Origin of the sequence: Kaistia algarum (assembly GCF_026343945.1) — a bacterium.
GTDB classification, from domain to species: Bacteria; Pseudomonadota; Alphaproteobacteria; order Rhizobiales; family Kaistiaceae; genus Kaistia; species Kaistia algarum.
Genome location: NZ_JAPKNJ010000001.1, coordinates 967438 through 980324, shown reverse-complemented (window position 1 = coordinate 980324; position 12887 = coordinate 967438). Strand labels below are relative to the sequence as shown.

Annotated in this window: 11 protein-coding genes; 1 reads left to right on the top strand and 10 read right to left on the bottom strand. The window is 65.8% G+C overall.

Features of this window, described 5'->3' with window-relative positions; translation table 11 throughout:
- Positions 1-135: 135 nt before the first annotated feature.
- From OSH05_RS04775 to OSH05_RS04730, 10 genes are all read right to left on the bottom strand, one after another.
- On the bottom strand, positions 136-903 hold the full coding sequence (locus OSH05_RS04775; RefSeq protein WP_266352061.1) for a helix-turn-helix transcriptional regulator: 768 nt from the start codon (positions 901-903) through the stop codon (positions 136-138).
- Between the two features lie 289 nt (positions 904-1192).
- Positions 1193-1570: a RidA family protein gene (locus OSH05_RS04770; RefSeq protein ID WP_104217330.1), complete on the bottom strand. Its 378-nt coding sequence runs from the start codon at positions 1568-1570 to the stop codon at positions 1193-1195.
- 9 nt (positions 1571-1579) lie between these two features.
- Positions 1580-3106, bottom strand: a complete 1527-nt coding sequence (locus tag OSH05_RS04765; protein WP_104217331.1) for an aldehyde dehydrogenase family protein — start codon at positions 3104-3106, stop codon at positions 1580-1582.
- Between the two features lie 14 nt (positions 3107-3120).
- Positions 3121-3903, bottom strand: a complete 783-nt coding sequence (locus tag OSH05_RS04760; protein WP_104217332.1) for a creatininase family protein — start codon at positions 3901-3903, stop codon at positions 3121-3123.
- Positions 3900-4874, bottom strand: coding sequence for an ABC transporter permease (locus OSH05_RS04755; RefSeq protein ID WP_104217333.1), 975 nt, complete (start codon positions 4872-4874; stop codon positions 3900-3902). Before OSH05_RS04755 ends, OSH05_RS04760 begins: the two co-directional genes overlap by 4 nt.
- A gap of 29 nt (positions 4875-4903) precedes the next feature.
- On the bottom strand, positions 4904-5923 hold the full coding sequence (locus OSH05_RS04750) for a Gfo/Idh/MocA family protein (protein ID WP_104217334.1): 1020 nt from the start codon (positions 5921-5923) through the stop codon (positions 4904-4906).
- 20 nt (positions 5924-5943) lie between these two features.
- Positions 5944-8508, bottom strand: coding sequence for an ATP-binding cassette domain-containing protein (locus OSH05_RS04745; RefSeq protein WP_104217335.1), 2565 nt, complete (start codon positions 8506-8508; stop codon positions 5944-5946).
- A gap of 114 nt (positions 8509-8622) precedes the next feature.
- Positions 8623-9645, bottom strand: coding sequence for a sugar ABC transporter substrate-binding protein (locus OSH05_RS04740; protein ID WP_104217336.1), 1023 nt, complete (start codon positions 9643-9645; stop codon positions 8623-8625).
- Between the two features lie 99 nt (positions 9646-9744).
- The gene (locus tag OSH05_RS04735; protein WP_266352060.1) at positions 9745-10689 is read right to left on the bottom strand and encodes a threonine ammonia-lyase; all 945 of its coding nucleotides are present in this window, start codon (positions 10687-10689) and stop codon (positions 9745-9747) included.
- The gene (locus tag OSH05_RS04730) at positions 10686-11777 is read right to left on the bottom strand and encodes a succinylglutamate desuccinylase/aspartoacylase family protein (RefSeq protein WP_104217338.1); all 1092 of its coding nucleotides are present in this window, start codon (positions 11775-11777) and stop codon (positions 10686-10688) included. The genes OSH05_RS04735 and OSH05_RS04730 overlap by 4 nt, the downstream gene beginning before the upstream one ends.
- Positions 11778-11898: 121 nt before the next feature.
- On the opposite strand from OSH05_RS04730, the gene OSH05_RS04725 reads away from it, so the two are divergent.
- Positions 11899-12696 (top strand): IclR family transcriptional regulator, encoded by a 798-nt coding sequence (locus OSH05_RS04725; protein ID WP_104217339.1) that lies wholly within the window; start codon positions 11899-11901, stop codon positions 12694-12696.
- The last annotated feature ends 191 nt before the right edge of the window (positions 12697-12887 follow it).

Here is a 12887-nt window from a genome sequence, read left to right as displayed (position 1 = left end):
GCGTTTTCGCAAGCAGCCGCATCCGATTCCCCCAGCCTAAGACGAGACCCGGTCGGATCCTGGCTCGGAGGATAGGAGTCGAGGCCCGTCCGCTCCTATCCTCTAATCAGGGGGAGCGGCGCAAAAAAGGATCGGCTAGCGACGCAAGGGGTTGAGCCAGACGCTCATCAGCCCGGCGCGGCTGCGCACGCCAAACTTGCGAAAGACGCTGGAGACATGCTGGTGCGCGGTCGATGGAGCGATTTCCATGTTTCGGCCGATCTCCTTTTCCGAAGCCTCGGTCAGGAGCAGTTGCAGGACCCGCCGCTCGGTCGGCGTCAGCGGCGTCGATGCGGTCAAAAGGCCATGGGACAGCATCAGCCGGCGATGGAACCATTTGATGCCGCGCATCGCATAGACAAGGCGTCGGCCATCCGCCTCGGAGAACGGCTCTCGCGCATAGAAGCCGAAATGAGATTCGCTGTCTTCGTTGATCGGAAAGGCGACGAAGAGCGCATCGCGGATCCCCACCGATTCATAGTGGCGCTGGTAGAAGGCGGAGGTGAACCATTCGGCCGGAAGATCGCGCCGGAAGGCATAGCTGCGAAACGTGCCGACCTCGCGCATCGGCAGCAGGAAGGACGGGTCGATCTCCCGCTTCTCCCACACCTTCAATATGTCGCGGAAATGCTGCTCCTCCGGCGCCGAGGCGACGGGGAGCAGCGCTTGGACGGCGCCGACTCGCCAGCCCTGCAGCGGGTCGTTGCGCGCCGAGCTGTCGAGCCGCATGGCGCCAGCCCATGTCGCGTTCCAGGCACCCGATAGCGCGCAGAGCTGCTGCATGAGAAAGGTTGCCGCCTGCTCTGTCTGGCGTGCCTCGAAATCGGACAGCGTATCCCAGAGGATGTGGATACGTTCCTGCATGGCGTCGTTCATATCGGTACCGGATCGTTGCGGCTCCGACGCTAGGCGATTCGCGCCATGCATTGAAGCCAGCGCGCCGACAAGGGGCGGCCGGACGACCACACCGCGCCACGCCGCATCGACCTCTCCGTTTTCAAAGCGATCTTGGGAACTTTCCGTTTCTCGCCCCATGTCGAGCGCTCAAGCTATGCGAACGCGCCGACCGCCTGCGGAAGAGGACCAGATCGCGCCCTTGGGCATAGTCAGAAAGAAAAGGCAGGCCGGCGGCTGAGGCCGCCGGCAACTCGCATTATTTCGCGGGCAAAGCAGCGATGCAGTCGATCTCGACCTGAATTCCGATCAGTTGAGCGCCGACCGTGGTCCGCGCCGGCGCGCGACCATTGAAGAACGTCTTGTAGATCTCGTTATATTCGCCGAAGCGCGTCACATCGGCGAGATAGGCATTGACCTTGACCGCGTGGGAAATGTCGGTGCCGACACCCTTCAGGATCGTCTGGAGATTGGCTAGCGTCTGCTTCACCTGGCCGGCGAAATCATCCGGCATCTTGCCCGTCGCCGGGTCTACGGGCCCCTGGCCGGAGACGAAGGCAAAGCCATTCGCCACCACCACATGGGAATAATGGCCGCCAAGCGGCGCGGCGCCTTCGATATTCATTGCGTCAGGCATCTCAACCTCTCACCGGGTCACGTCGAAAGTGACCGTCTTCAGATCGCACATCTCCTGCAGCGTATGGCGGCCGCCGGTGCGGCCGAGGCCGCTTGCGGTGCCGGCCGCGCCGCCGGCCGGGATGTGTGGCTCCCAATAGCAGCTCATCTCATTGATGTTGACGATCCCGACCTTGAGCGCTTCAGCGAAGGTGAACGCGTTCTTGACGCTCGCCGTAAAGACCGCCGCGGAGAGGCCGTAGCGCGAGGAGGCGGCGAGCGCCAGCGCTTCCTCATCTGTGCGGAAGGCCAGAACCGGCGCGATCGGTCCGAAGGACTCTTCCTTGTTCAGGAGACTGTCGACGCCGAGGCCGGTCACCACCGAGGGCTGGACATAGAGATTGGTGGCAAGACCCTCGGCGCGGCCGCCACCTGCAACGATATTGGCGCCGCGAGCGCGCGCATCGTCCAAATGCGCCAGCACCTTGTCGACGGTGGCGGCATTGTTGATCGGACCCATGGTCGTGTCGGGGGCGAAGGCATCGCCGAGCTTGACTTGGCCCGCCACCTTGACGAGCCCTTCGACGAAGCGGTCATGGATCGATTCATGCACCAGCAGGCGCTCCGTCGCCGTGCATATCTGGCCGGCATTGGCAAAGCAGCCGGCGCCCGCCTGCGCGGCGGCCATGTCGACATCGGCGTCGGCGAGCACGATGGTCGGGCCGTTGCCGCCGAGTTCCAGCATCAGCGGCTTACCGGCGCCGCGCGCGGCGATGACGTTGCCAGTCGCCGACGAGCCGGTGAAGCAGACGGCCTGGGTGCCGGGATGCACGACGGCCTCGTCGCCGACTTCTGCTCCCTCGCCGAGCACGAGATTGATGGCGCCTTCTGGCAAACCCGCCTCGATGAAGCATTCCATCAATTTCACGGCGATCAGCGAGGTGGTCGGCGCGGGCACCCAGACGACCGTATTGCCCGAGGCGATCGCCGGCCCGAGATAGTAAAGGTTCGGCAGCGCCGCCGGGAAGTTCCACGGCGTGATCACCGCCAGCACGCCCTTCGGCTGGTAGAACGAGACCGCGCGCTTGTTCGGGTCCATCAGCGGGAAGGAAGCGCCTTCCAGCCATTTCATCTGCTCGGCGGCATTGCGCCAGCCGAGCGAGGCCGCGCCAATCTCGCCCTTGGCTTCCCGGTGGAAGGGCTTGCCCTGCTCCAGCGTCAGCAGGCGGGCGAGTTCTTCGGTCCTCGCATCGATCGCGTCGGCAACCTTCATGCAGAGGGCGGCTCGCGCGAAGACGCCCATGCGGCGGAGGCTCTCGCGCGCCGCCTCGGCTGCGGCAACCGCCTTGCCGACATCGGCGCGGGTTGAGAGCGCCAGATACCCAACGCGTTCGCCGGTCGAGGGGCTGTCGATCTGCAGGAACTTGCCGGACGAGCCGGGGAGCCACTGGCCGCCGATATAATTGGTGCCGACGAAGCTGCCGGTGGCCGGCGCATCGACGATTGGCACGCCGCGGAGATGGAGGCCGGGAAGCGAGGAATGGAACTGGAAGCTCATTGGCTCTGTCTCTCTCAGGCGTAGCGGGTGTGGATTTCGCGCAAGGCGGCGCGTGTCTTTTCGGTGGCGACAGCAAAGAGCGCGGCGCCGCGTTCGGCGCTTGCATCGGACGGGATGCCGATGACGCCGGTCGGATTGATGGTTTCGAAGCGGCGCCAGACATTCACCGGAGCGCCGGAATAGAGATGCGGGTCGGGCCAGCCTTCGGGTGTCCCGCCCTCGGGGATCCGGTCGGCACGGACTGTTCCCGCATAGAGATGCATCATCAGCGAGGTTTCGAGCGCGCAGGCATGCCCCGTGCCGGAGGCGGCGTCGGGGAGGATCGACGCTGCTTCCCCGGCGATCAGGTCGAAATAGGAGAAGCCGGCGGTGAGGATGTCGTCGCGGCCAAGCGTTGTCGCCGCAACCTGCATCGCGGCGCGATTGCCGCCATGGCCGTTCATCAGCACCGGCAGATAGCCGTCGTGCCAGAGCCCGGTACAGAGATCGACCAGAACGGCAATGAAGGTTGCCGGCGCGAGGCTCATCGTGCCGGAGAAGGAGCGGTGATGCTCGGACGAGCCATAGGGCAGCGGTTCGCAGACGACCATGTCGGACTCGCCTTCGGCCGCAGCGTCGGCGACGGCGGTGGCGAGCCAGATGTCGACGCCGAGCGGCAGATGCGGCCCGTGCTGTTCGACCGACCCGATCGGCAGGATGGCGAGCGGGCGCTTGCCGGTGGTGGAGGCGAGCGCGCGGCTTTCCGGCGAGGTCAGGCGAGCCTGGCGCGAGGGGCCGGGTTGGTTCGGCAGGCTCATCGGGCCACTCCGTCCAACTCGGTCTTGAGCCGGGTCATGCCGGAATCGGCCAGAAGCGCAACCATGATGATGAGGCCCTTGTAGAGATCTAGACTGGAAGGATCGACACCGAAGACGCGGAGCGCCGTGGTGAGCAGGCTGACGATGATCGCGCCGATGACGGCGCCGGTAACGGTGCCGCGCCCGCCGAAGATCGAGGTGCCGCCGATGACCGCCGCGGCGATTGCGTCGAGGAGGAGCGACGAGCCGCCGATGTTGGGCGTCACCACCGGAACGCGGCTAATCATCAGGGCCGCGGTCAGGAACACGAACAGACCCGAAACGGCATAGACGAGAATGGTGTGGCTCTTCACCGGAATGCCGGCGAGTTCTGCCGCGGCGGGATCGGAGCCGAGCGCATAGGTCCGCAGGCCGAAACGGGTGCGCCGCATCAGGATCAGCGCGAGGACCACGACGATCGCGGTGGCGAAGATCGAGTTGGAGATGCCGAAAGAGCGGTCGATGCCGACGAACTTCAGCACCGGCTGCTTCAGGACCAGCACGCCCTTCGACGCGACGGCAAGCGTCGCCCCCTGAAGCGCCACCATCGCGGCGAGCGTGGTCACGAAGGCCGGGATCTTCAGATAAGCGATAACCCAGCCATTCAGCATGCCGATCGCGATCATCGCCGCCATGCCGCAGGCGAGCGCCAGCGGCAGGCCGAGCCCGGCATCGATCAGGCTCGCCATGAACACGGCGCAGAAGGCGACGCCGACGCCGGCCGAAAGGTCGATGCCGGCCGTGAGCAGCACGATCAGCGCGCCGATCGCGAGAATTGCGATCGGCGTCGCCTGCGCCACGATGTTGACGAGGCTCTCGCCCGAGACAATGCGCGGATCGATCGCCGCGAAGAGGGCGGTGAGGACGACGAGCAGGATCAGCGGCGCAAAATCGAGCGCTTTCCTGAGCCTGTCGCGAGCGGGAGCCTGCATGGATCTGTCCTTTCGGGATCCGCGAAACGTCAGATGCGCCAGTCCTCGACGGTTTCCTGGACGCCGGACTGGACCGAGCGAAGGATCGCGTCATTGACCGCCACGGCCCGCATAGCCTCGTCGATCGTCAGGATGAAGTCCTTGTCGTCGCGGACGGCGGTGGCGAAGTGGCGGACCTCCTCGAAGAGATCGCCGGTGATGTGGCCATTGGTCGTCGGCCAATGCAGGCCATCGGGCAGGCTCCAGGAGCCGCGCGACAGCATGCGCAGGCCGTGATCGCGCACGTCGAGATCGATGACGCCCTCGGTGCCGATCACCTCTGTGCGCGCCCAGATGCCGGTCGGAATGTTCGACGGCAGGCTCCAGCCGAAATAAAGTTGGCCGGTCATGCCGTTGGTGAGTTCGCAGGTCGAGAAGATCGCGTCCTCGGACTGGACTCCGAGCGAGGGCATCAGCTTGGAGACGGAGCGCGAATAGACGGTCTTCACGTCGGCACCCGAGATCCACTGCAATGCATCGACGTCGTGGACGCCGAGATAGAAGCAGACCGAGGACGTACCGTTCATGCGCGTTCCGATGTCGCGCACGGTGAAGCGGCCCGAGGTCGCGTGGATCGGCTCGCCGATCCGGCCGGCCTTCACGGCAGCGGCGGCTTCGCAATAGCGCGGGTCGAAGCGCAGGATATGGCCGACAAGCAGCCGCCCGCCACCCTTCTTCGCCGAAAGGGCCATCGCGCGCGCCGCCTCCAGCGTATGGGCCATCGGCTTCTCTACCAGCACGGACTTGCCGGCCTCCAGCAATTGGCAGACCGCGTCGCGGTGCAGCTTGTCGGGGAGCGCCACGATATAGGCGTCCGCGACGTTCTTCTCGATCGCGTCGGTGATGCTGGCGACATAGGTGGAACCGAAACGCTCGGCCATCGGCTTGCCGGCGGCGGCGTTCAGATCGACGACGGCGGAGAGTTCCGCCACGTCGCTCTCGGCCACGACCTGCGCATGGAATTGGCCCATGAAGCCGGCGCCGACGAGGGCAATGCGAAGCTTGGTCACGATGATATCTCCGTCTGTGCTCAGGGGGTGGCCGGGAGGCCGTTTCGGGAAAGGATTTCCAGGGAAGCGCCGGTGTCCGCACCCGCCGCTGGGCCGGCGGCCTTGGCGAAGGCGAGGTTCATGACGTCCTTTTCGCCGGCGCCGCGCGGCAGTTCGCCGACCGAGACGCCCTCGCGCATGACGACGATGCGGTCTGCTACGCCGAGGACTTCCGGAAGCTCGCTCGACACCATCAGGATGGCGGCGCCCTTCTCCTTGAGCCCCGCGATGAGACGGTGCAGCTCGGACTTGGCGCCGACATCGACGCCCCGGGTGGGCTCGTCGAGCAGGATGACCTTGGGTCCGGTCGCCAGCCATTTGCCGATGACCACCTTCTGCTGGTTGCCGCCCGAAAGCTCGATCACGCGCTTGCCGGGCTGTGCCGGGCGCACGCCGAGGGCTGTGATCAATCCGTCGACCAGTGCGGCGATTCGGCGGCGCGGCAGCAGGCCGAAGCGCGAATGGCCCCGCATCCAGACGAGCGAGAGATTGTCGAGGATCGTGCCGGGCCCGACGAAGCCTTCGAGGTGGCGATCTTCCGGAATATAGACGACGCCCGACCGGCTGGCCGCCAGGGCATCGCCGCGGCCATGCGTCTCGCCGAAGATCCTGACCTCGCCGCCATCCGGCCGGTCGAGCCCGGCGATGGCGCGCAGCACCTCCGAGCGGCCGGACCCCATCAGTCCGGCGAGCGCCACGATCTCGCCCTCGCGCACGCTGAGCGAAGCCGATTTCAGCAGGCGGCCGGAGGAAAGGTTCTTCACCTCGATCGCGACGCGACCGATCCTGGCCTCGACATGCGGGAAGACATTGCCGACATCGCGGCCGACCATCATGGAGATGATCTCCGCCTCGCTCGTCTCTCTGATCGGCCGTTCGCCGATGAAGCGTCCGTCGCGCAGGACGACGACGCGGTCGCACTGGCTGAAGATCTCCTCCATCTTGTGCGAGATGTAGAGAATGCCGGCGCCCTTGGCCTTCAGGCTGTGGATGACGCCATAGAGCTGGTCGCGCTCGCGGTTCGAAAGCGCGCTGGTCGGCTCATCCATGATGAAGAGCCAGGCTTCGGACAGCACGGCACGCGCGATCTCCACCATCTGCTGCCGGCCGACCGTGAGCGAGCGCAAAGGCGCGTGGAGATCGATGTCGAGGGCGAGCTCGCTCATCACGCGGCGGCCCTCGCGTTCCATCCTCGCCCGGTCGAGCAGGCCGAGCGCCGTGCGCGGTTCGCGGCCAACGAAGAGGTTCTCGACGACCGTCAGATCCGGCGACAGACTGAAATGCTGGTGGATGACGCTGACGCCGATGGCGTCGCGCGGCGAGGCGAAGGATACGGCCTTGCCGTCGATGACGATCTCGCCCTCGTCCGGGCGCTGAACGCCCGAAATGCATTTCACCAGTGTCGATTTGCCGGCACCATTCTCGCCGGCCAGCGCCACGACCTCACCCGCCCGGATCGAGAACGAAACCGCGTCGAGGGCTTTGACGCCCGGGAAGCTCTTGCCGACCGAGACAAGGCTGAGGCTGTGGGTCGTGGAGGCGGACGGCCCCTGGGCATTGCCGCCATGGCGCGCGGCGCGGGCGGCGGCACGGCGGAAGAGCGCCGTCAGCGCCTGTGGCTGGCTCGACAGCACGGCCGCCAGGATCAGACCGCCGGTGATGAAATATATGATCGTCTGCGGCGCTTGCAGGAAGGATAGGCCGGTATTGATGACGCCGAGCAGCAGCGCGCCTAGCGCCGTGCCGTAGACGGATCCCTGACCTCCGGAGAGCTTGGTGCCGCCTACGATCGCCGCGGTGATGGCGACGAATTCAAGTCCCGTCCCGGCCAGCGGCTGTGCCGAGCCGAGGCGGCCGATGGTCAGGATGGCGCCGAGGCCGGCAAAGAGCCCGGCGAGGCCGTAGACCGAGATACGGATCGCACGGACCGGGACCAGCGAGGCCCGGGCCGCGTCGGCATTGCCGCCAACGGCATAGATCCAGCGGCCATAGACGGTACGCGACAGGACGAACTGCCAGAGGAGCAGGCAGATGGCGGCGACGATGACGGAGGCTGGCACGCCGGCGACATCGCCCGCGCCCAGGAAGAGAATGGCGGGATCGGCGACCGGAATGCTGGAAGCGCCGGAAAGGCTGAGCGCCAGCCCCCGGCCGGCGGCCATGGTGGCGAGGGTCGCGATGAAGGGGGAGATGCCGGCAACGCCGATCAGGAGGCCGTTAACGATGCCGATGCCAGCACCCGCGATCAGACCCGCCAGGATGCCGATCGCCGCCGAACCGCTGGCCTGGAAGGCGAGGCCCGCGACGATGCCGGCGGCGGCGAGTGTCGAGCCCACGGAAATATCGATGCCCCGCGCGATGATCACGGCCGTCATCGCGAACGCGACGATGGCCGTCACCGCGCTTTGCCGCGCAATGCTCGACAGATTGTCGAAACCCAGGAAGCGCGGATCGATCAGGCCAAAGAGGGCAAGCGCCAGGACCAGCAGGAGGATCAGAACCGGCTCGTTCCGTCGCATCAGGGCCGAGACTTTGTCGAAGGTCATGCCGATGTCCGCTCTCTCGGCGCAGCCCGGGAAGGGCTCGCGCAGGCTTCGGAAACCGATGGAGAAAGTCGGGAGGCGGCCGCCAAGGAGGCCGCCTCCCTTTGTGGGCGAAGCCTACTTCGCCGACGTCATCGCCGAAGCCGGCAGGCTCGGGCCGAGCTGCTCGGTATAGTTCTTGGACTCGATCTTGGCCTTGGCCGTGTTGATGTAGGGGAAGGTCAGACCGTCGGCCTTGAGCTTCTCGGCCGTGGCGTCCGAGGTCACGAAATAAGTCGGCATATAGAGATCGTAGGGAAGCTTCTCGCCCTTGCCGAGGCGAGCAGCGACCGCGATGTTCCAGTAGCCGACGCGATAGGCGCCGGTCAGCACGTCGATGACCTGCTTGCCGTTGTCGATCAGCTCATGCATCTCCTCGTCGCCGTCATAGCCGCCATAGAGGAGGTTCTTGCCGAGAGCGCTCGCCACCGAATCCGCCGCCAGGCAGAGGCTGTCGGAAATGCAGCCAATGCCCTTCAGGTCCGGATAGGTCGTGAGCCAGGTCTGCGCCGCGTTGGTGGCCTTGGCGGCATCCCAGCCTGTCGGCTCAATGCCGACGATCTTGATGTCCGGGAACTTCTTGGCCATCGTATCGACGAAGCCCTTCTCGCGGGTATCGGACACGAAATTGCCGCGCGAACCGACGAGCAGCGCGACCTCGCCCTTGCCGCCGATCGACTTGCCGAGCGCCTCGGCCACGACCGACATGTTGTCATAGTCGGGATAGAGGGTCGAATAATTGGTGCCGGCTTCCACCTTGTTGCCCATGGTGATGACCGGGATGCCCGCCTCGGCGGCCTTCTTCAGCACCGGGATGACGGCGTTCTTGTCGATCGGATCGACGAGGATGGCCGCGACCTTCTGGTTGATGAAGTTCTCGATGATGGCGACCTGCTTCTCCAGGCTGCCCTCGGCGCTCTGCCAGGTCGTCTTGACGCCATAGTCCTTGGCAGCCACGTCGCCGGCTTCCTTCATGCGCACGAAGAAGGAATTCTGCAGGTCGATCGCCGCCAGGCCGAGAACCGGCTCCTCTGCGAAGGCGGGGGCGGAAGCGGCTAGCGCAGCCGCGACGATCAACGCGGCGGTTAGCTTCTTGGTCATGGATCTTCTCCTCTGAAAGACTGTCGGGTTCACTCGCGCGGCTTTACGCCGTCTCGATTCTTGCGCTGCCGGGGCGTCGAGGCTCCGGCAAGCGACGGCTCAGGACGGGAAAATCCCGTCCGTACCTGCACCGCAGACAAGGCCGGCGATCCGCTCTCCTTTGGCGGGCCGAACGGCGCCGGAAAGCAGCGCCGCAAGCGACGCCGCCCCGGAAAGATCGGCCGCCACGCCATAGTCGAACCAGAGGACCTCGGCGGCGGCCTGCATGTCCTCGTCCGTGATCAGCACGATGTCGTCGACCTGAGCCCGAACCGTGTCGAAGATCCGCTCGTCGGTGCGGCCGCAAGCCATGGTCGCGACCCGCGTCGTCACCCGCGGCAGGCGCACCACACGACCGGCGTCCAACGAGGCCTTCAGCGTCGGCGATCCGACCGGCTCGACGCCGATCACCCGCGCCCCGGGGCGCAGCGCCTTGACGACGCTGGCAAGCCCCGAGATCAGCCCACCGCCACCGACCGCGATGATGAAGCAGTCCGCATCGGGGAGCTGTTCCACGAGTTCGAGCGCGACGGTCGCGTGGCCGGTCACGACCGCCTCGTCGCAGAAAGGATGGACATAGAAGGCGCCGATGCGCTCGGCCTCGGCCGAGGCTGCCGCATGCGCTTCGTCCCAGACCGAACCGGCGAAGCGTACCTCGGCACCGAGGCGGCGGAGCTTCTCGGCCTTGATCGGCGCGGCGTTCTCCGGGAGATAGATCGTCGCCTTCACCCCGGCGAGACGCGCGACAAAGGCATTGGCGAGGCCATGATTGCCCCCTGATGCAGCGACGAGGCCCCCCGCCAACTGCGCGGGGTCGATCGTGCGCAGCCGGTTGAGCGCACCGCGAAACTTGAACGAGCCCGTGACCTGCAGGCTCTCGAGCTTCAGCGAAACGGGATTGCCCATCCCCAGCACGACGTCGCGGTCGAGATGCAGCACAGGCGTGCGCCGCACCAGAGATTGGACGCGCTCCTGCGCGGCGAAGACGGCGTCGAGGCTCGTCACGACCATTCCTCCGCCGGATAGTCGGTCGCGAGCACATAGACGCAATTGCCCGGACGCACCTTGCCCGGCTGGCGCATGGCGAAGGCGACGCCGTCGCCCGCGTGTCGCAGAACGATCGGCTCGCGCTCCGGCCGATGCAGGAAATGGATGCGTCCAGCCACATCGCCGGCTCTCACATCGGCGCCGAGAGGTGTCAGTGGCTCGAAGACACCTTCATCCTCCGCAATCATGTAAGCGGGGCCGCCGGCCACCTTGAGAATGCGGCTGTTGGCGTCTGGCGGCAGATCGATCTCGCCCTTCAGCACCCCGGCATGGATCAGCACGTTGCGGATGCCGCGCCGGCAGAGCGCCAGTGCGCCTTGGCTGACAAGGCCGCCGCCGGCCATCTCCGTGCCGACTACCGTGAGACCCTGGCGGTTCGCGGCGGCCGTCGAGGTGCGCGTCTCGCCGAGATTGTCGACCATCACGACCGTCGAGGCGCCGAAGGCAAGCGTCGCCTCGATATTGCGGCGATGGTTCTCCGGCGTCGTGCCGCTTTCGATAATCGCGCTCGGCAGGATCATGAGCGACGAGCCGCCCGAATGAAGGTCGAGGAAGTAGTCGGCCTCCGGGAAGAGGCAGTCATTCACATAGGCTGCGATCTGGCGGGTAAGCGTACCGTCGAAGTCGCCCGGGAAGGATCGGTTGAAGTTGAGGCCATCCACCGGCGAGGTGCGTCGGCCCGCCTCGACGGCGCGGATGTTGATGGCGGGGATGGCGATGATCCGCCCGGTGATCTCGGCCGGGTCGATCTGGCGCAGGAATTCGCCGAGCGCGATCGGCCCTTCATATTCGTCGCCATGATTGCCGCCCTCGATCAGGACGGTCGGGCCCTCGCCGTTCTTCACCACGGCAAGTGGTACGCGGACGGTTCCCCAGGCATCGTCATGGGGAGACTGCGGCACATGGAAATAGCCCATCTGCTTGCCGTCGCGGGCAAGGTCCACCGTCGTGAAGATGCTGTGGCGCCGCGGCTCCACTCTGGGCCGGCGCGCAGCATGGGGCTCTCGTGAAAGCGCTCGCGCGCCCACGGCCTTCAAGTCCGTCATCGTCCCACCTGGATTGTTCTATGACGGCATCATGTCGGTTTTATATTTGGTGTCAAGTTCAAATAAGAAACTGTGGCGGAGCGGTTCGATCCTGCTTAAGCTCGCGGGGAAAGAGGTGGCGATGACCGAACTGACGCAGAAACCCGCAGATCGACCGGCCTATTCCGCACCGGCCCTCACCAAGGGGCTCGACGTGCTCGAACTGCTGGCGGCGAACAACGAACCGATGACGCTGAAGGCGATCGCCGAGGGCCTGTCCCGCTCGAAGAACGAGATATTCCGGATGGTCATGGCGTTGCAGGAACGCGACTATATCGAGCGCGATCCGGTGACCGACGGCTACCAGCTCACCGACCGGCTTTTCAAACTCGGCCTGCATACGCCGCGCGTGCGCGACCTCGTGGCCGTCGCCTTGCCTGAAATGGCGGACCTTGCCGAGCAGATCGGCCAGTCGCCGCATCTGGTCGTCGTCCATAACGGCTTCACCGTCGTGACGGCCGTGGTGCCGGGCGGCGCCGACATGTCCTTCACGCTGAAGCTCGGCTATCAGCGGCTCGCCGTCGACGCGACCTCAGGCAATGTCATCATCGCGCATCAATCGCGGCCGGTGCGCGACCGGATGGTCGCCGAAAGCCTCGCCCACGCCAAAGTTCCGATAGACCCCGCCGAACTGGACGCCCGGCTCGATGCGATAGCCGCGCGCGGCTATGACATGCATGACAGCCGCGATTTCGTCGGCATTACCGACATCTGCTGCCCAGTGGTCGGCATCGACAACCAGGCGGCTGCGAGCATCATCATCTCCTATGTGAACCGGCACAACCGCGAGAACCGCCAGGACGCGGCGCTCAGGACTCTGAAAGCGGCCTGCCGGCGCATCTCTTTTCGCCTCTCGGCGGGGATTCACAGCGAAGCCTGACGCTAACCCGATGAACCGACATCGAATTGGCGGCCGATCTGCTCCCGGCCTTCATGTTCGCCATTTCAGCAGGGGACGGCTTTTGCACCAACGCCAGTGACACGGCCGAGCGTCAGCTATGGGATACGCGAACGGAGTGATGAAGGCGGCCAGGGGCTTCGCGGCCTTCGGAGGCGACTTGGAGAGGGCTT